The sequence below is a fragment of the Corynebacterium phoceense genome (assembly GCF_900092335.1).
In the GTDB taxonomy this organism is placed as follows: Bacteria; Actinomycetota; Actinomycetes; order Mycobacteriales; family Mycobacteriaceae; genus Corynebacterium; species Corynebacterium phoceense.
Genome location: NZ_LT596208.1, coordinates 1,564,364 through 1,584,650, shown reverse-complemented (window position 1 = coordinate 1,584,650; position 20,287 = coordinate 1,564,364). Strand labels below are relative to the sequence as shown.

The window sequence follows — 20,287 nt, the reverse complement described above, 5'->3', positions numbered from 1 at the left end:
TTGCGGGAGCCGGTGGTGTGCAGGGACTTAGGCTTCAGCCGTGCGGAAATACTCGACGGTGCGGGCAATGCCCTCTTTGAGGTCAACCTGTGGGGTCCACCCGAGAACCGTCCGTGCGCGCTCGAAAGAAAGGGAGGAACGGGGAAGATCGCCGAGGCGAGCGGGTTCGTCCGAAGGAGCATCGGCTGCGCCGACCTCTGCAGCGACCATGCTATGAAGCTCACGGTCTGAGGTCTCGACCGAGGTGCCAATGTTGAAACGCATGCCGCTTCCCTCAGTTCCTGATGCAGCATAGAAGGCACGGACTAAGTCACCGACATACACGTAGTCGCGGGTATTGGTACCACCGCCGAAGATCTTGGTGGGTTTACCATCGAGCAGTGCCTGCGAGAAGATGGCGACGACGCCGGCCTCGCCGTGCGGATTCTGACGGGGACCGTAGACGTTTGCCGGTGCGATGAAGCTGCAGTCGAGACCGTACAGGTGACGGAAGGTGTTGAGGTAGATTTCACCGGTGGTCTTCGATGCCGCGTAGAAAGAATGCGGATCCACTGGGGTGTCCTCAGTGACGGGGAACGTCTCTGGCAGACCGTAGATGGAGCCGCCAGAGGAGGTGTGGATGATCTTGCGGACACCAGCGGCACGTGCGGCCTCCGCCAAGCGGATAGTCGCCAGGATATTGAGCTCTGCGTCGTGAATGGGATCCTCGACGGATTTGCGGACATCGATTTGGGCTGCGAGGTGGAAGATGACCTCGGGGCGGAAATCGCCCACGACTTTGTCAATATCCATGGTGAGCAATTCAGCCACTACGAGCGTGACCTGCTTGGAACCATCGTGCTGAGCCAAGTTCTCACGGCGACCGCTGCTCAAGTCGTCAATGACGAGAACCTCGTGTCCTTCCGAAACAAGAAGGTCGACCAAGTGGGAGCCAATGAAGCCGGCGCCGCCGGTGACGATGGTACGCATAGTTTCCTTGAGATTGAGTGTGGATGTATGAGCCGCCTTGTGTGTCGCTCTATACATCCATGAGATGTGCAGTAGTCCCTAATAGCATAGCGGGTTTGAGTTCCTAAGCAATCCTCAGGCTCGGAAAACCGTGTGATTGTACTGGCGTGTCTGTACATGATCGCCGGTTGTGCGGGGTGCTTAATGCAGAGTTTTGCTGAACACGTCCGATTTTGGGTGCTCGCTACTTGGGCTGACACAGCTTTGCGGCCGCTTTTAGTGTATTTTTAGTAAAGACTAACTACTCGACATACCGATATGCAGTCCATGTTTGTGGACTCCGGAGTTGACTTTCACTGTGAGGAGCGCGCCGTGCTGCAGCGTGTAGAAGCTTGGATATTTAACGGTTTTCTGTTTTCGTTTATATTCGCCACTTTTAACCGAGAACTGCTCGTGTTCGGCCAGGATACCCGGCTTGTTCCTGCCAGCCTAGGGCTCCTTACTTTCTTTATCGGGTTTATCCGGTGCGTGGGGGAGAAGCGGTGGCCGCGATTGCGGGTGGCTGGTGCCAATCACTATCTGTTGTGGTACTTCGTCTTCGCGATGGTCTGCAACGTGGCGTGGAGTTTCAGTGACCTTGAGTTGGTTCAGGACCAGTTCTTCACTGTGGCGCTAGCCAATGCGCTGAACCTGTTCTTCTGGTTTACGGTCATTGCCTTCCGGAGTCGGTTGACGTGGCGAGCAACGAGCGTGAGCACACACATTTCGGGCGCTTTCCTCTTCCTTAGCATGTTCCTCGTGTACCGCGGTCTCGATCTGCGAAACTACTTCAGTGAGTATGAGGGGAAGGGTTCCGATGGCATTTCCTCGACGCCACTGGGCGATTTCCGATTCGCTGGGTATGCGCAAGACCCCAACTTTGCTTCGTTATTTATGGTTATTTGGGCGGGCGTCGCGATCTTCGAGATCAAACGAACCCGCAACTGGTTCAACCTCATCGTTGTTCCCATTGCGGCATTTGGTTACGTCATGAGCCTGTCCAAGGCTGTCCTAGTGATGCTCGTCCTTGCGCTTCTTCTCGTTTTGGTCAATCGCTTTATTGTCGGTGCACTGGCCAAGGAGCTCATGCTTCTCGGAGCCTTTGCTGGGACCATTGCTGCAGGATTTAACCTGATTCAGCTGCCCACTGAAACGCTCTACACACGTTCTCTTTTGTGGCATGGTGCGTTCCAATGGGTCGGTCAAAGCCCTATCATTGGCAGTGGTCTCACTGCAGCGCGATCGGCGAACATTCCTGTGGACTGGTACGTCCAAATCCATAGCTCGGTGATTCAGACTGCGGTCGAGCTGGGCATTATTGGTCTCGTCCTGCTTTACCTTGCAGTGCGACGTCCATTAATGAATGGTCACGTGACCATCGTGTTTATCACGATTGCGTTTTTGGGCACCTTCCTTACCTATGAAACGATGTCTCATGCGTTCTCTGTGCTGGTCATGGGCATTCTTCCGCTGGCAATCCGGCAGGCTCCGCACAAGCAGCAAAAGCCCGCGTCTATCTACGTCATCAATGGTATTGCGCATGGTGGTGCGGAACGCGTTGTGCAAAATATGGCGAACAGCGCGCGAGAGGATGAGAAAGTTATTGTCTACCTCCTTGCCGAAAAGCCCAGCGACGCATACGCGCTTGCGGACAACGTGGAAGTACGGGGCATCGGCAAGCGCGGCGCCCGATTCTTGCTGCCGTTCTATGTGTGGGGTCTTAACCGTCGCCTCGAGGATGACTGGGCCCGTTACCGCATTGACTTGGCGACAGTACACCTGCCGTTCGCGCAATTGGTCACGCGACTGAGCCGATTCAACGCGGACTTCATCTATGTCAACCATGGCATGGCTGGAGTCTCTCGGACGGGCATGAGCGCACGCATGAGCCGGTTCATTTACAACCACCGTCGCGTAGTCGCAGTCTCTCAGCAGCTTCTCGATGAGGAGATTCGGGAAAACTTCAAAATGAAGAGCCCGACGATGACTTACATCTATAACCTCCTGGACTTCGATGGGATGGCCGAACAGCGCGGACCAGAGGTGGAGCGTGAGAAGCTCATTGTTTCCGTTGGCCGTTATGTGGAGGGCAAGAACCTCGCCGCAGGCATCGCCGCCTTTGACGAAAGCGGTCTCGCTGCTGAAGGCTACCGCTATGAACTGCTGGGAGAGGGACCAATGCGCGACGAGCTCCAGGTGGAGATTGACAAGCGCGGGCTCAATGACTCGGTGACGCTGATGGGCTTTGTCGACAATCCTTTTGCGGTCATGCGCAAGGCGGCGTGCCTCATGCACCCCTCTGAATACGAAGCATTTTCCATGGTGCTTATTGAGGCTCACTTCTGCGGCTGCCCTGTGGTCGCATTTGATGTGCCGTTCGGCGCGCGTGAGGCTATGCCGGGCGAGCTGCGTGAATATCTGGTGGAATTCAACGACGTTCCGGCGCTCGCAGCGAAGCTGCGCGACGCAGTCCTCGGGGAGTACCCTTCTGCCGAGACTGCGCAGATCCTGGATCAGCTCGAACCCGCGGCCGTGATGGACAAGTACTACGACACCTACGCACAGTGGGCTGACCGCGAGGTGGCCACGCGATGAGCCTAGTGTCTATCATCGTGCCCGCATATAACGTTGCGGAGTACATCGAGTCATGCCTCAACAGTCTGCTGGCGCAGACGCATGAGGAAATTGAAATCGTCGTTGTTGATGATGGCTCGACGGATCAAACTGCTGCGGTGTGCGCTGCGGTGGCGCGCCGGGATGCACGCGTGCGTGTTATTGCGCAGCCAAACGCAGGTGTCTCGGCGGCGCGTAACAGAGGAGTCCAGGAGGCCCGCGGCAAGTACGTATGCTTTGTCGACAGCGACGATGCTGCACATCCGGACATGGTGGCGCGCTTGCTGGCGGCTCTTTCGACTGCCGACGCTGAAATCGCGTGCGCGGGGTATGCGCCGTTTTCAGCTTCGTTTGAGCCGACTGAACTTGGTTCCTCCGCCGCGCAAACGCTGTCGGGCGAGGAAACATGTGCTGAATTGTTGTACCAGCGGATCCCGAATGGTCCGTGGGCAAAGATGTTTGTGCGTTCTGCCGTAGGCGAGGAGCCGTTTGATAACGATGTCTGCGTAGGCGAGGACTTGCTCATGAACCTTGACGTGATGTCGCAGGCTGCGCACGTCGTTGTTGTGGATGATGCGTTGTATGGCTACCGCCAGCACGACGCCAGCACGATGCATTCTGTTCGCCGTGAAGACCGGATGCGCCTAGTCACAGAGATCGAAGCCCGGCGTGAGGAAGAGCTCTCCGCGGCCTTTGATAATCGCCTGTGTGCCGAAGCGTTGTACATGGTCTTCGAAGCCTCCACTGCTGCGGAGCGTCGGTCTGCTCTGGCGCTGATGAAGCGGTACCGACGCGTGGTGCTTTCTGATGCACAGTCTTTGCCGCAACTGCGTATCTATGCCGCGGCTAGTTATGCAGGGGCCTGGCTACCGGTCGCGATTCATGAGTGGAAAGCACGGGGCGCACATCGATGAGCAAGGGTGGCGAACTCTTTAAGAACACGCTGATCTTGGGGCTGGGCAGTCTTTCCGCCCAGATTGTCGGTTTCATCCTTCTGCCGTTCTATACGCACGCTCTGGCAACGGACGAGTTCGGCTTCGTTGACCTTATGACGGTGGCGTTCTCGCTTGTGATTCCGGTACTCACACTCCAGATTCACATGGCGAGTTTCCGCTTCCTTATCGATGCGCGTGACTCACGTGAGGAACAACAGCGGATCGTGACGAATACGCTTGCCCTTTTAGGGCTGTTCTTATTGTTCGTGGTGGTTGTCGCGGCAGGGGTGTGGCTCGCTTTCCGCCCGGCTCATTTCTTGCTCGTGGTGGGCGTGGGAATCTGCATGACACTTCTGCAGAACTTCGGCCAGATTTCGCGTGGTCTTGGCTTTAACCTCCACTACGCGATGTCCAATATCATCACCGCGGCGGTAACGCTTGTGGGGGCGCTGGTTTTTGTTCGCGTGTTCCATTGGGCGGTGGCAGGCGTGTTCAGCGCGCTTATTATCGCCAATGCCCTGGGTGCGTTCTACCTCTTTTTCGTACTGCGCATGTGGACACTCGTCGTTCCGTCTTTGCGGTCGAAGTCTCAATGTCGCGCGATGCTTGCTTATTCCGTTCCGCTTATCCCGCATGGGCTTGCATGGTGGGTTAATAATGCGGCGGACCGTCTGCTTATTTCCTTCTTTCTTGGCACGGGTGCCAACGGCATTTACGCGGCTTCCGCGAAGTTTGTCACCGTACTCAACGCGCCCAATAGCGTTTTCACGATGTCTTGGGCCGAGTCGGCATCAGTCAATATCAAGAGCCCTGACCGCGATGAATTCTTCTCCAGCGTCGCGAACTCGGCGCTCAAGCTCTTCGGTAGCGGCGGTCTCGTCCTCATTGCCGGCATGCCGCTCCTTTTCAAACTTATGATTTCGGACGAATATTCCGGCGGCCTGGTGGTGGTGCCGGTACTCGTGGCTGGCGTAGTCATCAACGTCCTCGCCGGAATCTACGATGCCGTGTATGTAGCGAAGATGCAGAGCCGACGCGTGATGGTGACGACTGTCCTCGGCGCCGTGGTCAACCTGGTCCTCAACGTTGCGCTCATTCCGTTTATCGGTATTCTGGGCGCGGCGACAGCGACGACGGTGTCGTTTGCAGTCGTTGCCCTTGTCCGTGCGTGGGACACCCGGAAAGCAGTGCGGATTCGCTACAACCTCCGGGATGTGGTGGCCTTGGTGGTGGCCTCATTTTTTGTGATTGCGATTTTCTATTTAGGGAGCTTTCTCTGGAATAACATCGCTTTGGCCGTGATGATCGTCTTTGCATTGGTGCTTAACCGTAGCTATGTCGCTATGGCATGGAAGAAGGTGCGGGGTCGGTTGGGATAAGCGGCCCTAGGTCGCGTCTGGGACGCTGTGCGGTCTAATCTCGACAGTAAGCGTCTTGAGCGAGCGAAAAGTTTGCGGTTGTGCGCTGCAAAAATAGCCCCGAAGTGCCAATTTCTGGCAAATGGCTGACTAGAGTCATAATACCTTCTGTGAAGAAGAAATCTCTCGGCCTCCTGCTTGCAGCGGCCCTCTCTTTCGGCGCTGTCTCTCCGGCGTATGCGCAGAATCTTGATCCCTCGACCACCGACGATTCAACAAATTCGACCGTGGTGAGCCCTGAAAATGGAAACGATGCGAACCAGGAATCCGACTCTGATGAGTCGAATGAAAATGACGAGCCGGACGTGGCCATCATCGTTGGCTCGATTGTTGGTGTCGTTGCTTTGCTCGGGCTGATTGGCGGCGGAGTGTTCTGGGCCGTACAGCAGCGTATGATTCCGAATCCGCTGCCGGGGATTATCCCGAATCCGCCGCGGATTGCCAAGCCTGCACCGGCCCCCACTCCCAAACCGGCTCCGGCTCCCAAACCGGCCCCTGCGCCAGCGCCTGCACCGGCTCCCGCACCTGCGCCGGTCCCGGCTCGCGTGCATAACGCTCCGGCGCCGGCTCCTGCACCGGCGTCGACGTACTACCGAAACTGTGCGGCCGTGCGGGCTGCTGGCCAGGCTCCGCTGTACCGCGGCGAGCCGGGGTACCGTTCGGCTCTCGACCGCGACAACGATGGTGTTGCGTGTGAATAAGCACTAGATTGCTGGCTTGATACCTCGGGGCTGCGAAGCCAAGTGAGGCGGAAAGCCGACAGATAGATAAAGAGGAAACGCTTCGATTGCGGCGCTTCCTCTTTTTGTTTTGGGGTCTAGGCAACTAAGAGCGGGGCCAACGGATACCCGGCGATGTGCTTCGCGGTGGAGCAGCGATGATGACAAGCGGTGAGGGGAGTGCCGGGCTGGGGTAAGGGGGCATCGGAAAGCTGAGGCTAGCTGACCGGATAGGCGGCTCGGCCGAGCGCCCTGGTGCAGAGGCGGTCGTGGACGATGAGCTCGACGGGCCTGGTGGTGTCCTCGCGGACGAACGCCATGGCGCTTTCGACGCTTTCGCCCATGGGGACCTCGTTGACAAGTGAGCCGATGGAGTCTTGGTGAGGAAGGGGCACCGGCAAACTGCTCTGATTGCAGGGCGCGGAAGTAGCCGGAGAGTAGGAGCAGCATGTGCGGCTCGTTCGTTTTATTGGTGGCGGTGAACTCGAACAGGATGATGGGAGCCGAGCCCTGGTCCTTGCCAGGCTCGCCGGCGGGAACGACGCGGTGGTCGTGAATATGGATGGTCAGCTCCGGGGTATCGACGACGTTGTTCGTGAACGTGGACGCCGCGACGGCCTCGGAGGGATCACCGAACTTGAAAGTCTTGCTGGAGATCTTGGTGAAAGTATGTGAGGAATCCTCGTCCGGGTTTACATCCGCGAAGCTGAAGCCCTCGCCGTCGACGAAGAACTCCACAGTGTCGTCATCCAAGCCGGATTGGGATGCCGTCATGACGGCCTTGTTAGGGCGGGACGTTGTTACACCACGCTAGCGGACGCGACCGGCATGGGATGCCGAAGCGTTCGAACAGGTATCAGGGTTTAAATGTCACAGGGAGTGTCATGTCAAACTGCTTTACACTTTCCCGTCTTAACGGTAGTGTCACTTACGACAGATGGTGTAGTGAGATTGCTACACACTATGTTGTGTTGAAGCAGAGGTTGACCATGCGTATTCTCCAGGACGAAAAGATGACTCCTCAGCAGCTGGAGGAGTTTGACGCGCTTGCGAAAGCGAGCGAATCGCCGGTTGTACGTACTCTTATGCAGAACATTGCAGAGGTGCTTCGTAACGGTGGCAATCTGCTGAGCGCAGAGGAAGATGCTGCGTTGTCGCCGAATGAGGCAGCTAAGCAGCTCGGTATGAGCCGTACATTTCTCAATCGCCTTCTCGATCAGGGAAAAATTCCCTACTTTAAGGTAGGCACGCATCGACGCATTCGTGTAGTCGACCTCGCCCTATTCGAGCAGCAGCGCGATTCGGATCGTATTGAACTGGCACAGCGTCTGGCACGCCAGCAGCAAACCACGCGTGCAGTAGATGCAACGATTGCGGACTTGCTCTAGTTTTGGTTCTGCGGTACGAAAAGGGCTATGCATAGTAGACGCGGGCGTCCCACGCTTCGAGTACTTAAAGAGGACTTGAGGGACGGCTGGCAAGAATCGTTCGTCATGCGTGCGGTGGGTGATGAGCGTTACGAAGATTTATTGCCGTTAAGCGAGCTCGCACATCCGATCATAAGGAAGACCGCCGAATCGTTCACCGACACAGCGTCCGCCGATAACTACGTGGGCGCTATTGGGAGTGCTGTCTCCATTCGTCTGCTGGAGATAAAGCAGTCTCAGTGGCGAGGCGGGGTGTGGACCGATCCTGGAACAGGAGTGTGCTGGCTGGTTGCTGCAGGGCGTGCAAAAGGTGGTCATGAGGACAATGACGACTTCTATAAATTTGTGGAGCGTGAGGAGCACAACGGTACTATTACTCGGCTATTGCCGACGGAAGACGATAAACGTTTGCTGAAGTTGGAGACGGCGGCGCGTATTCGTACGGAGTGGGAACTCAATATCCAGCGTGAGGTGCTGGTTGCGTTGCAGGAGATTTGTGGCGGTGGGATAGCGCGCTTTGACGTGAACCATCCGCTAGCGCGATTGGGGAGGTTCGCGACCGTCGAGTTGTACGTGGAATTGGTGCGGGGCGAGGACCGCATCGCCGCAGATGAAGTCATCGTTGAGTTCTTTCCGCAGCGTGGAGTCAACTTCAACGAGGAGCTCTATTGGCAGCTCATCGTTCGTGTATTGGCTTCGGTCTACCCGCCCGCACAAGGCTGGGATCGTGTTGGGGACGCGTTTCATCAAATGGAAGAGCCGGGGAGTCTCGACAAGCGCATTTCCGAGCTAGAAACGCATGATGTGATGCGCACCCTCGCGGAGGTAGAACTCGGGGCCGTCGCACATTTCACACACCGTGAACATTTAGCAAGTAAGATCATAGATGGGACTGGTGTGCGTTCCTTGTGTGGAGTCTATTTCGTTCCCACACAAGACGCAGACTCGCTGCCGGCATGTCCGCAGTGCGAGGCGCTGTATGCTGCATTGCCGAAGCTACCATTGGGCAATTAGCGGAGAAAATGTCACGCTCCGTAGTGCATTCGGTGTCTCAGCTACCTGCGGTCCTGGGGGCGGAGACGTCGGCAGGCGAGAGCGGAAGCGGTGTGTCCGGGGTGCCGGTGACGGGGATAATGTCGAAGCCTTCGTTTTTGATGACGCGTTGGCGGCGTTTGAACATTGTGGCCAGGGGAGGGCAGTTGTAGTCGTTGAAGTCGTGGACGGTGGCGGTGGCGTTGGTCTCGCCGCGGGTCACTCGGCCGATGCGCTGGATGATGTTGCCCTTGAAAGAGATGGGGGAGGCGAGGACGAGGGCGTCGATGGTGGGGAGGTCAAAGCCCTCGCCGGCGACTTTGTCCATGGCGACGAGGACGAAGTGTGTCGAGGCGTCGAGTTGGGCGTGGAGGTCGTGGCGCTCGGCGGGGGTGAGGCCGCCGGTGAGGGAGAAGACGTTGGCATCGGGGAGCTGGTGGCGAAGTTCCTCCGTGAGCGCGGCGACGTGGGCGCGGCGGTTGGACAGGACGAGGACGTTGTGGCCAGCCTGCGCTGTGGCGGCGGTGACGGAGATGACAAGGGCGTTGCGGGCGGCATCGGCAGCAAGGGCGTTGTAGATCTCCGTCATGTCGACAGGGCCGAGGATCTCGTGGGTGAACTCGGTGAGGTGAGGGTGGTACTCGCGCCGGGTGGTGCGCTGGGGCGCGATGGTGTGGCGGATGGGTCCGAGCAGCATGGTGATGAGGCGATCGAGACCATCGGAACGGTAGGGCGTGGCGGTCAGCCCCGTCCAATAGCGGATGTTGAGCTTGCTCAGTGCAGCGGTCAGTCCCGGTGCTGCGACGCCGTGGCACTCATCGACGATGACGTGACCGTACTTTTCGAGAAAAGAAGCGTCTGTGTCCTTGCGGCCGAGCGCGACGGCGCTGACGATGTCCACGACGTGGGTGGGCTTGGCTTTGGTGCCAGGTAAGACGTCGAGGAAACGTGTGAGGCGATCGTGCCACTGCGCGGCGAGTTCCTTGGTTTTGACGATGACGGCGGTGGGAACGCGGCGGCGCGCGATGAGTGCACAGGCGATGACGGTCTTACCGGTGCCGGGTGGGGCGACGAGGACACCAGTGTGGTGGGCTGAAATGTCGTTGAGTGCCTTCTTCTGCGGCGGGGTGAGCTCGCCGGTGAAGGTGGCGTCAATCTTCGGCGGCTTGGGCGTGTGGCCGCGCCGGGTGATGGTGTAGCCAGCTTCTTTGAGAATGTCGATGGCTGGCTCGAGGAGACCACGGTCGAGGAGGAGCTCGTGCTTGCCGTGTGGGCTGGCGTCTTCCTGATAGCGGACGATGACGCGGGGCTTGCCCCATGTGGAAAAGCGCTGATTTTGGAGCTTGTAGAACTCGGGGTTGGGGAAGACACCCAGGTGGCGCAGGGCATTGAGCGTGGCGGTGTCGAGGTTGGCGGTGGCGATGTGGACGAGGGCGTCGTGGGTGACGGAGGCCTTCCGGTCTTTGTCGCTTTTGGCTTTGTTGGTCTTGGCGATTTTCTTTAACTGTTGCTTGCAGGGTGGAGAGGGGAGTTTCTCGGGATCGTGGTCGGTGTAGAGCGCATCGCGGATCTTCTGAAGTTGGTGCTGCGTGGCGAGGCGGGTGCAGGAAAGAACGGCGAATTGATCGTCGAAGGGATGGAAATCGTCGTCGACGAAGACGGTAGTGCCTTTCTGGCGATGGTTGCCCTGCAGCGGGAGGGCGATGAGGTTGCCCAGCTGGGCCTGGCCGCGCGCGTTGACGGGCAGCCGATCTTGGGCAGGGAAGAAGCGGTCGTAGCTCGAGAACTTCACGGGACGTGGAGAGCTTGCGAGTAAACCGAGACCAACCTGGCGGGCGAGCTGCGCGGGAACCGCGGTCTCAAAGAAGATCCAGACATGGGCGCCGGCGCCGGAGCGAGAGACCTCGATGAGCGGATCGAGTCCGTGGGCTCGGCATTGTTCGGCGTAGGCGAGGGCGTCTTGTTGGAAGTCGCCGTCGTCGAAGTCACAGGCGAGGAGATAGCAGGTGTCATCGGGAAGCAAGGGGTAGAGTCCGGCGAAGAACTCGGTGCGGGTGAGATGCTTGGTGATGACCGACGCGTCGAGTGGGCGGAGGTTCTCCGGTGATGGGTCATCCTTGAACTTCGTGTGACGCGTGGCGGGGAACCAGGCCTTCTTCTGGCCGTCCTTGCTCGTCCACGCGATGGCGTGGATGTCCTGGCGGCCGCGGAAGCGCGACATGTAGAGCGCCATTTTCTCCGCGGTGGAGGAGTCTTTTGTTACTTCGCCTGACATCCGAGTGCGGGCGGCTGGTGTTGGTGAAACAGGGACGTCGGGTAGAGATTCCGTGGGCTGCGCAAGGTTGATTGGTGCATCAGGAATTGCGTGCTGCTCAAGGAGTTCCTCGACGGAGGAAACACCGGCGAGGGCGAGGAGGGCACGTTCCAGCCCTTCGACGCGGAGGCGTAGTGCGTCGAGTTCGGTGTTGTTTGGGCTGGAGGCCTGGGGTGAGTGGGACGCGGTCATGATGAGGTGAGAATAACAAGAACTGGTGTCGATGTGAGCTTGTTTCTGGCCAAGGAGAAGGCGTTTAGTCGAAGTAGCGTACGGGCGGCTCTATTCGTGGGCATAGGTTTTCCTGATGGTCCATACAAGAGCTGCTGTGAGGGCGCGGGAGGGCTCGTCTTTCAGTGACTTCGGCATTGGAGCGGGGCGCGCTTTAACGTTAACGAAGATAATCGCTGTGAGAGTGCCTTGTGAAAGGCTGACAAAAGTGGGGCAGTGGAACGAGCGCTGCGCAGCTGTGAGCTGAGGACGAGATTGGCATGAACGTTGGGGACGGATTGCGGTGAGGCTTCAGGGGTGAATTCCTGACGGACCTGGGTGCGTAACGGGGATTCAAGGGCAGGCGCTCATGTCGAGTGCGCCGTTTAAAATTAACTATCACAATTCAAGACCTTTGGAATTAGAAGAGGACCGTTACATGGATGATGAACTGTGCCGCTTGAATGAGCCGGGTGCCCGAGTACATGAGGCGCCTCGCTATCAATCTGAATACGAGCAGCTGTGCGAAAACGATGAAGCTGCGGCTGATTTGTATGATGAGCTTCTCGATCGAGCGGTTCAACGTGGACTTCCGGTTGCTGACAATGCGGAGACTGGTCGTGGACGTGGGAGTTATCGTTGTCCGGTGGGGGAAAGAACACTGCGTCGTTGGCGTGCAGCAAGTGGGCAAATCCCGTGGTACGGAGAAATTCGTTTTCAAGGAAGCTCGGACCTGACCCCTGTTTGGTGGACACCTGATATCCAGCCCGGTTGGGTTGGGAAGAAAGGTAATCTACCACCATGCCTAGGTACTCCGAACAGTTCAAACGTGATGCTGTGGCCCTCTATGAAAACAATGAGGACCTTTCACTTCACGCGGCTTCAGCAGAGCTTGGAGTCAATCGTTCCTCGCTTTTCTCCTGGCTTCAGCAATACGGCACCGGCAAACGTGCCCGCACGAAGGCCATGCGCGACAACGCCAAGGAGACGACTGATTCCGAGCGAATCCGCCAGCTAGAAAAAGAGAACGCGAAGCTGCGCGAAGAACGCGATATTCTGCGCAAGGCCGCGAAATATTTTGCCGAAGAGACACGCTGGTGATCCGCTTCCAGTTTGTCTATGACCACCGAACCGAGTATTCGGTCAAGCGGATGTGCCATGTGTTAAAGCTCAATCGCTCCTCGTTTTATAAATGGGTCAACACCCGCGAAAATCGCAGGTTAAAGATGTATTCCGATGCCCTTATTGGTGCAAGAATCAAGGCCATCTTCGATGATGAGAACGGGCTTTATGGTGCTAAACGCATCGCTGCAAGCCTCAACGACGATACGGACTTCGGCCCGATCAACCATAAGAAGGTCGCACGCATCATGAAATCCATGGGGCTAAAAGGCTTTAGCAAACGGCGTCGATGCATCACCACTAGGCGTAAGCCTGGTCACCGTGTCATGCCAGATTTAGTAGGCCGTACATTCACCGCTGACGAGCCGAACCGTGTGTATGTCGGCGACATTACCTACCTGCCGTGTAAGGGCGGTAAGAACATGTACCTTGCCACGGTCATTGACACCTATTCACGAAAACTTGCAGGTTATGCACTCGCAGACCACATGCGTGTCTCACTGGTCATCGAGGCTTTGTCCCATGCCAGCACAGTCCGCGGAAGCCTTGACGGGGCTATTTTCCATTCTGATCATGGAAGTGTGTACACCTCACAGGCGTTTAGGGACCACTGCGCCCAACTTGGTGTGCGCCAATCCATGGGCGCGGTGGGAACTAGTGCCGATAATGCCCTGGCAGAGTCATTTAACGCCACCTTAAAACGTGAAGTGCTACGTGATCGGAAAGTCTTTGATAATCCCATTATCTGCCGGCAGGAAGTCTTCCGATGGTGCATGCGCTACAACACACGCAGACGACACTCCTGGTGCAACCTTCTAGCCCCCGATGACTTCGAAGCACTCACATCAGCTACACTGACCCAAGCAGCATAGCTAACCCCCGACGTGTCTACTTTCCAGGGGTCAGGCCCCTCCTTCAACGAAGAAGACGGAATTCTCTGGCGATCCTATTTCCATGATTTGAATGATGCCGAAACCAGTGAGCCGACCGATGATGTCTTGTTCTCCAGCCTGCGTGGGAAAAAGGTGCGCAAAAAGAAAGTGAAACGCGGCAAGCAAGATTCCCACATCAAGGGTGCGATTGATGAGGCGCGACGCTGGACTCGCGACCATAAGCAATTTAGTCTTAGGTACCTGCGCGAAAGCTAATTTATACTCAGACTAAAAGCTATGTGGGGACCGAAGGCTATGTAGACGGAGAGGTGGTGTCCCATGAGAAGTCGAAACTCGCTCGGGCGGGTCAATGCCCGTGCTCAACTTAAACTGGTTGATGACTTGCGAGCAATTCGCCAAGATAGCGGTCGAACTATCGACGAGGTGGCGGCCGCGCTCAGAGTAGAAAGCGACGTAATTGTTGCTTTTGAGCAAGGCGAATCGAATTTTACGATGTCTACTCTTCGGCGGTATGCCAAGGCCGTGGGGCTGAGCTCTCCATGTCGGCCTGGGTTCACAGCTTCCAAGAAGTTGAACCGTCCGCGGTGCATTCTCCCTCGCCCCCGAGTACGACCCATTTTCAGATGAAGGTTATCGCTACTGGGGATCCGTTAACATCGGAGTTCTCTCCGCGCCGCGGACCGTCTTTTAGAACGACAACAAGGAGCAAGGTGCATGGGTGAGGGGACGGAGCTGATAATCTCCGAATCATATTCCGTAGCGAAAGTCAGCGCTGAAGCAAAAAGCTTCAGCAGCAATGGGGAAGAGATTCCCATCAACGTAACGATGACTTTCGGAGTACATCTCGCAGACGATGCAATTGGACTCGAGGTCTGCGTGAATCGTACTGGAGATGACGCGGACATCGTTGCTGCGGTACGGGGCGTTTATATGCTTTCTGAACCAGCGACTCAGGAGCAGCAAGTGGAAATTCTGTCGTCGTGGGCAGGACCGCGCACTCTGGCTGCGACGCAGCTGAAGCTCAACGAATTGGCTGCCTCAATCGATCGCGCTGTCGTACCTTTCCCCAAAGACATGGAGAATGCTTTCGCACCTGAAGCATTTGCCGAATTTTTCGGTTAATGCGGTCCTCGTCCGGGGCTATCGCTTCTGGGATTGTTTCACCATGTCTGGCCTGACCTCTGCCAGGGGGATGCTGGCTATGTGGGGTGAAAGTTGTGTTTTGTCGTTGCTCGTGCGCACGCATGGTGGGGCGCGCCGGGTCGAGCGGTGCGGAACGCCCAAGCCTTTCCGGGCGCGGCAGGCAGAAGACCCGGAGGCGAAGGCGGCGATTGCGCGGGCGGCATCGGAGTTAATTGCAGATGATGACGCGGTGATTTTTGATAACGGCACGACGGTGCAGGCCATTGCGCAGCGGCTGGCTGGCCGGCCCATTACGGCAATGTGTCTGAGCCTGCATTCCGCGGCGGCGCTCGGGGCGAAGCCGGGAGCGAATATCTTTGTGCCGGGTGGGCAGGTCGAACCGGACACGCTGGCGTTGTCCAGCGTCGCGGTGGCGAGCGCCTTGCGGGAATTTCGCGCAGACGTGGTGGTGCTGGGGTCGTGTTCGACGTCGCTGGAACACGGGCTGGCGACGACAACGTATGACGATGCGGAGAATAAACGCGCCGCGATGCGCGCGGCAACGCGACGCATCTTGGCCGTGGCGCCGCGCAAGCTTAATCATGTCTCGACGTTTCGGTTTGGCGATATCGAGGATTTGCATCAGCTGGTCACGACCACGGACGCGCCAGCGGACATTCTCGCGCAGATTCGCGAGCTGGGCGTGCACGTGATTACGGTGCCCGCAGGTAAATAAGGCTTAGTAGTAGGAGCCTTCCTCGTCCGCGTCCTCGAGGTCGGCGACGATCCTTTGCAGGTACATGCGCCGGCGCAGGCGGATGGCGGGGCGGGCGGCCACGGCGACGGGGCGGGGGAGGTGGGCGGCCCGGTGACCAGGCTCCGGGNAGGCCGAGGAGAGAAAGCCCGTCCGAGAGTTCTGCTGCGTGGGGTGGACTCCATCTTTCGATGGATGGGGGTACCCCCTTGCGTGTCTTGCCTAAGTTTGGTTAGGGTACCTTTCGTAAACATACGCTCTCCTAATCTCGCTCTGGGCGGGAAATGAAAAGGATCTATCTCGCAATGACGATTCGTCGCACTCTTGTTGCCTCCGTTGCTACCGTGACCGCCGCCGCGCTGCTCGCGTCCTGCTCCTCCACGGAGTCCTCTCAGTCCATGGAGACCTCGGCCACTGCTGCCGATGCCACCACGCTCACCATCGAAGACAACATCGGCTCCCACGAGCTCACCCTCCCATATGATCGCGTGGCCGTGACGGATAACCGTTCCTTCGAAATCCTCGCTGACTGGGGCGTCAACATCGTGGCGGCGCCGATCAAGCTCGTGCCGAAGACGCTTTCGGACAAGATCAACGCCGATACCGTCGAGGCCAACCTGGGCAGCCACAAGGAGCCGGACCTTGAGGCGCTCGTCGCCGCGGACCCGCAGATCGTCATCAACGGCCAGCGCTTCGAGCAGTACCAAGAGGACCTCCAGGAGCTCGTGGGCGACGAGGTGCCGGTGCTCGACTTCGAGCCGCGCGACGGCAAGGACCTGCCGGCCGAGCTCATCCGCCAGACTGGGGCCCTGGGCCAGATCTTCGGCCACGAGGAGGATGCCGCGAAGCTCGTCGACGACTTCAACAAGGCACTCGAGCGCGCGAAGAAGGCCTACGATCCGTCCAAGAAGATCATGGCCGTGAACACCTCCGGCGGCGAGATCGGCTACATCGCTCCGCACGAAGGCCGCTTCTTCGGCCCGTACTTCGACATGCTCGGCCTCACGCCGTCCCTCGAGGTGGAAAACGGCTCGAACAACCACGAGGGCGACGACATCTCCGTCGAGGCCATCGCCGAGTCCAACCCGGACTGGATCTTCATCATGGACCGCGACGGTGCCATCGGCGCCAAGGACGGCCAGCTCCACGGCGAGGCGCTTATCAAGGACAACGCCGCGCTGCAGAACGTCGCCGCCGTCAAGGACGGCCATATCATCACGGCCCCGGAGGATACCTACACCAACGAGAACATCATCACCTACACCGAGGTTCTCAACCAGATCGCTGACGCTTTTGAGTCGGCTAAGTAATCCCTGCTAGACCCCTTCACCGGAGCGGCCGCGTTGCCCCTCCGGTTTTAAGGATTTTTCATGACTGACACACTCGAGGCGCCGCGGACCCGCCGGCGCCTGTGGGACTGGAAGCTGGTGCTTGGGGGCATCGGCGTGCTCGCGCTCTTGCTCGCCTCGCTGGCGACGGGGGAGTACGACCTGTTCTCGCACGGCGACGGCTTTGACATGTTTATGACCACGCGCGTGCCGCGCACCATCGCGCTCGTGCTCGCTGGCGCCGCCATGGCCATGAGCGGCCTCGTGATGCAGCTGCTCACGCAAAACCGCTTCACCGAGCCGTCTACGACGGGCACCACCGAGTGGGCCGGCCTCGGCCTACTCTTCACGATGGTCGTCTTTCCTGGCTCGACCATCCTTGTGCGCATGGTCGGTTCCGTGGCCTTCGCCTTCATCGGCACGATGGTCTTCTTCCTCTTCCTGCGCCGCGTGACCCTGCGCTCCTCGCTCATTGTGCCGATCATCGGCATCATGCTCGGCTCCGTCGTCTCCGCCGTCTCGACCTTCTTCGCGCTGGAAACGGACATGCTCCAACAGCTCGGCATCTGGTTCATGGGCTCGTTTACCTCGGTTTACTCGGGGCAGTACGAGGTCCTCTGGATCGTGCTCATCGTGCTCATCGTCGTCTTCCTCTTCGCCGACCGCCTCACCGTCGTCGGCCTCGGCGAGGACGTCGCCACGAACGTCGGTCTCAACTACAACCGTCTGCTGCTCATCGGCACCGGCCTTATCGCGATCGCGACCGGCGTCGTCACCGTCGTCGTCGGCTCCCTGCCGTTCCTCGGCCTCATCGTGCCCAACGTCGTATCCATGATCCGCGGCGACGACCTGCGCTCCAACCTGCCGTGGGTCTGCGTCCTCGGTATCGGCATTGTCACGCTCTGCGACCTCGTGGGCCGCGTCATCATCTCGCCCTTCGAGATGCCCGTCTCCGTCATCCTCGGCATCATCGGCGCCGTCGTCTTCGTCGTCGTCATCGTGAGGAGCAACCGTGGTCACTAAGAAATACTGGATAACGCTGTCCGTCGTTTGGGGTCTGGCTTTAGTTTTTGCCTTCGGCCTGCTCGCCTGGGACAACCCCATGCCATTCGGCACCCGCAAGTTCTGGCTCATCGCCGAGCGCCGCGCCGATGCCGTCACCGCCATGGCCATCGTCGCCGTGTGCCAAGCCATGGCCACCGTCGCCTTCCACACGGTAACGAATAACCGCATCCTCACCCCGTCCATCATGGGCTTCGAGGCGCTCTACCGCGTCATCAACACGGCGACCGTTTTCTTCCTGGGCGCCGCGGGGCTCACGGCCTCGCGCAACTTCGGGACGTTCCTCATGCAGATGGGCATCATGATTCTGCTGTCCCTCCTGCTCTACTCCTGGCTGCTCACCGGTGCGGAGAAGAACCTTCACGCCATGCTGCTCGTGGGTGTGGTCATCGGCGGGGGGCTGGGGGCGCTCTCCCCCTTCATGCAGCGCCNCTTTAGTTTTTGCCTTCGGCCTGCTCGCCTGGGACAACCCCATGCCATTCGGCACCCGCAAGTTCTGGCTCATCGCCGAGCGCCGCGCCGATGCCGTCACCGCCATGGCCATCGTCGCCGTGTGCCAAGCCATGGCCACCGTCGCCTTCCACACGGTAACGAATAACCGCATCCTCACCCCGTCCATCATGGGCTTCGAGGCGCTCTACCGCGTCATCAACACGGCGACCGTTTTCTTCCTGGGCGCCGCGGGGCTCACGGCCTCGCGCAACTTCGGGACGTTCCTCATGCAGATGGGCATCATGATTCTGCTGTCCCTCCTGCTCTACTCCTGGCTGCTCACCGGTGCGGAGAAGAACCTTCACGCCATGCTGCTCGTGGGTGTGGTCATCGGCGGGGGACTGGGGTCGCTCTCCACCTTCATGCAGCGCCTGCTTACGCCCTCCGAGTTCGACGTGCTCACCGCGCGTCTCTTTGGCTCCGTGAACAACGCGTCCACCGAGTACTACTCGGTGGCCATTCCCATCGTGATCGTCGCGACAGTCCTGTTGTTCCTCAACGCGCGGCGCCTGAACGTCATCGCCTTGGGTGCAGACGTCTCGCAGAACCTCGGAGTGAACCACAAGTACAACGCAATCTACACGCTCATCCTTGTCTCCATGCTCATGGCGACGACCACCGCGCTGGTCGGTCCGATGACCTTCCTCGGCTTCCTCGTGGCCACCCTGGCGTACCAGTTCGTGGACACCTACGATCACCGCTATATCTTCCCGATGGCCATCGGTCTTGGCTTCCTCGTGCTTACCGGTGCCTACTTCATCATGAACCACGTGCTCCGTGCCCAAGGCGTGGTCTCCATCATCATCGAGCTCGTGGGCGGCTCCGTATTCCTGTTCGTCATATTGCGAAAGGGCAGACTGTGATTTCTTTAAAGAACGTGACGAAGTCCTACTCTTCGTCGCTCACCATCGGACCCCTCGATCTGGAGATCCCCTCCGGCGGCATCACCGCCCTCGTGGGGCCCAACGGCGCCGGCAAGTCGACGATGCTCACCATGATTGGTCGCCTTCTCGACATGGACGCCGGTTCCATCTCCGTGGGCGGCCACGACGTCACCTCGACCAAGTCCAAGGAACTGGCCAAGGTGCTGTCCATCCTGCGCCAGGAGAACCACTTCGTCACCAAACTCACCGTGCGCCAGCTCGTGGGCTTTGGCCGCTTCCCGTATACGCAGGGGCGCATTACCGCCGGCGACGAGGAGATCATCTCCAAGTACATCCGCTTCCTCCACTTGGAAGAACTCCAGGACCGTTACCTCGACCAGCTCTCTGGTGGCCAGCGCCAGCGCGCCTACGTCGCCATGGTGCTCTGCCAGGAGACTGACTACGTCCTCCTCGACGAGCCACTCAATAACTTGGATATCGCGCACTCCGTGGAGATGATGAAGCACCTTCAGGTCGCCGCCCGCGACCTCGGCCGCACCATCATCGTCGTCCTCCACGACATCAACTTCGCCGCGCGCTATGCGGACTATGTCTGCGCGTGCAAGGACGGGCAGATCGTGGAGTTCGGACCCACCGAGTCCATCATGAAAGACGACATCCTCACCGATATCTTCGAAACCCCCATCCAAGTCATCGAAGGACCCAATGGTTTGATGGCGTGCTACCACTAGATTTTTAAGGCCCTGACCTCGCGATTTGTTTGAATCTAGGTCCGGGCCTATATTTATCCGAGTCGCCAGCGAGGCGGCAACGCAAACTCCGTTGATTCGGATTTGACAGAGTCAAAGCCAATCACTAAGTTTGAACAAGTCGCTTGAGAGCAACTCGTTAAGGGTTGTGATTGAGTGTACGGATGATGTTTGAGAACTCAATAGTGTGCCAATGTACTTTTTATTTTTGTCTGTTTCAGATGGT

General features: G+C 58.4%; 19 protein-coding genes and 1 pseudogene. 17 read left to right on the top strand and 3 right to left on the bottom strand.

Annotated features, from left to right (window positions below):
• Positions 1-27 precede the first annotated feature (27 nt).
• On the bottom strand, positions 28-969 hold the full coding sequence (locus BN9444_RS11695; protein WP_068801972.1) for an NAD-dependent epimerase/dehydratase family protein: 942 nt from the start codon (positions 967-969) through the stop codon (positions 28-30).
• 297 nt (positions 970-1,266) lie between these two features.
• Here BN9444_RS11695 and BN9444_RS11690 point away from each other — a divergent pair, with 297 nt between their 5' ends.
• The 4 genes from BN9444_RS11690 to BN9444_RS11675 all read left to right on the top strand — a co-directional run bounded on the left by BN9444_RS11690 (position 1,267) and on the right by BN9444_RS11675 (position 6,654).
• A complete protein-coding gene (locus tag BN9444_RS11690) occupies positions 1,267-3,582 on the top strand; it encodes a glycosyltransferase (protein ID WP_068801971.1) in 2,316 nt (771 codons plus the stop codon).
• A gap of 5 nt (positions 3,583-3,587) precedes the next feature.
• Complete coding sequence (locus BN9444_RS11685) at positions 3,588-4,514, top strand: glycosyltransferase family 2 protein (RefSeq protein ID WP_199872864.1); 927 nt, start codon at positions 3,588-3,590, stop codon at positions 4,512-4,514.
• Positions 4,511-5,914 carry an oligosaccharide flippase family protein gene (locus BN9444_RS11680; protein ID WP_068801969.1) on the top strand — a complete coding sequence of 468 codons (1,404 nt, stop codon included), beginning with the start codon at positions 4,511-4,513 and terminating at the stop codon, positions 5,912-5,914. Before BN9444_RS11685 ends, BN9444_RS11680 begins: the two co-directional genes overlap by 4 nt.
• 149 nt (positions 5,915-6,063) lie before the next feature.
• Positions 6,064-6,654, top strand: a complete 591-nt coding sequence (locus BN9444_RS11675; RefSeq protein WP_068801968.1) for an excalibur calcium-binding domain-containing protein — start codon at positions 6,064-6,066, stop codon at positions 6,652-6,654.
• Between the two features lie 236 nt (positions 6,655-6,890).
• Here BN9444_RS11675 and BN9444_RS14550 read toward each other — a convergent pair whose 3' ends face one another.
• Positions 6,891-7,067 carry a hypothetical protein gene (locus BN9444_RS14550; protein ID WP_154666916.1) on the bottom strand — a complete coding sequence of 59 codons (177 nt, stop codon included), beginning with the start codon at positions 7,065-7,067 and terminating at the stop codon, positions 6,891-6,893.
• A 55-nt stretch (positions 7,068-7,122) separates the two neighbouring features.
• On the opposite strand from BN9444_RS14550, the gene BN9444_RS11670 reads away from it, so the two are divergent.
• The 3 genes from BN9444_RS11670 to BN9444_RS11660 all read left to right on the top strand — a co-directional run bounded on the left by BN9444_RS11670 (position 7,123) and on the right by BN9444_RS11660 (position 9,113).
• A complete protein-coding gene (locus BN9444_RS11670; protein WP_068801967.1) occupies positions 7,123-7,347 on the top strand; it encodes a hypothetical protein in 225 nt (74 codons plus the stop codon).
• A gap of 314 nt (positions 7,348-7,661) precedes the next feature.
• Positions 7,662-8,060, top strand: a complete 399-nt coding sequence (locus BN9444_RS11665) for a helix-turn-helix domain-containing protein (RefSeq protein WP_068802205.1) — start codon at positions 7,662-7,664, stop codon at positions 8,058-8,060.
• Between the two features lie 105 nt (positions 8,061-8,165).
• Entirely contained in the window at positions 8,166-9,113 is a 948-nt protein-coding gene (locus tag BN9444_RS11660; protein WP_066487323.1) for a DUF3039 domain-containing protein, read from the top strand.
• Between the two features lie 37 nt (positions 9,114-9,150).
• Here the strand turns inward: BN9444_RS11660 and BN9444_RS11655 are convergent, their stop codons facing one another.
• Entirely contained in the window at positions 9,151-11,637 is a 2,487-nt protein-coding gene (locus BN9444_RS11655) for a DEAD/DEAH box helicase (RefSeq protein ID WP_233423584.1), read from the bottom strand.
• A gap of 819 nt (positions 11,638-12,456) precedes the next feature.
• On the opposite strand from BN9444_RS11655, the gene BN9444_RS11640 reads away from it, so the two are divergent.
• The 10 genes and pseudogenes from BN9444_RS11640 to BN9444_RS11605 all read left to right on the top strand — a co-directional run bounded on the left by BN9444_RS11640 (position 12,457) and on the right by BN9444_RS11605 (position 20,043).
• A protein-coding gene (locus BN9444_RS11640; protein ID WP_369814861.1) for an IS3 family transposase occupies positions 12,457-13,649 on the top strand; the annotation gives its coding sequence in 2 pieces (ribosomal slippage) (positions 12,457-12,739 and positions 12,739-13,649; 1,194 coding nt in all).
• A 12-nt stretch (positions 13,650-13,661) separates the two neighbouring features.
• The gene (locus BN9444_RS14370; RefSeq protein WP_141681547.1) at positions 13,662-13,925 is read left to right on the top strand and encodes a hypothetical protein; all 264 of its coding nucleotides are present in this window, start codon (positions 13,662-13,664) and stop codon (positions 13,923-13,925) included.
• Positions 13,926-13,988: 63 nt separating this feature from the next.
• Positions 13,989-14,297 (top strand): helix-turn-helix domain-containing protein, encoded by a 309-nt coding sequence (locus BN9444_RS15600; protein ID WP_077210086.1) that lies wholly within the window; start codon positions 13,989-13,991, stop codon positions 14,295-14,297.
• Between the two features lie 87 nt (positions 14,298-14,384).
• Positions 14,385-14,792 (top strand): hypothetical protein, encoded by a 408-nt coding sequence (locus tag BN9444_RS11630; RefSeq protein WP_066487316.1) that lies wholly within the window; start codon positions 14,385-14,387, stop codon positions 14,790-14,792.
• Positions 14,752-15,528 (top strand): DeoR/GlpR family DNA-binding transcription regulator, encoded by a 777-nt coding sequence (locus BN9444_RS11625; protein ID WP_233423583.1) that lies wholly within the window; start codon positions 14,752-14,754, stop codon positions 15,526-15,528. The genes BN9444_RS11630 and BN9444_RS11625 overlap by 41 nt, the downstream gene beginning before the upstream one ends.
• Before the next feature lie 323 nt (positions 15,529-15,851).
• Entirely contained in the window at positions 15,852-16,856 is a 1,005-nt protein-coding gene (locus BN9444_RS11620; protein ID WP_068801962.1) for a siderophore ABC transporter substrate-binding protein, read from the top strand.
• Between the two features lie 60 nt (positions 16,857-16,916).
• Positions 16,917-17,897: an ABC transporter permease gene (locus tag BN9444_RS11615; RefSeq protein ID WP_068801961.1), complete on the top strand. Its 981-nt coding sequence runs from the start codon at positions 16,917-16,919 to the stop codon at positions 17,895-17,897.
• Positions 17,887-18,366 (top strand): annotated as a pseudogene (locus BN9444_RS13920) (iron chelate uptake ABC transporter family permease subunit); the annotation flags it as partial. The gene BN9444_RS11615 and the pseudogene BN9444_RS13920, both read left to right, overlap by 11 nt.
• Positions 18,317-19,291: an iron chelate uptake ABC transporter family permease subunit gene (locus BN9444_RS11610; RefSeq protein ID WP_068801960.1), complete on the top strand. Its 975-nt coding sequence runs from the start codon at positions 18,317-18,319 to the stop codon at positions 19,289-19,291. The pseudogene BN9444_RS13920 and the gene BN9444_RS11610, both read left to right, overlap by 50 nt.
• Positions 19,288-20,043, top strand: coding sequence for an iron ABC transporter ATP-binding protein (locus tag BN9444_RS11605; RefSeq protein WP_066487306.1), 756 nt, complete (start codon positions 19,288-19,290; stop codon positions 20,041-20,043). Before BN9444_RS11610 ends, BN9444_RS11605 begins: the two co-directional genes overlap by 4 nt.
• Positions 20,044-20,287: the final 244 nt, after the last annotated feature.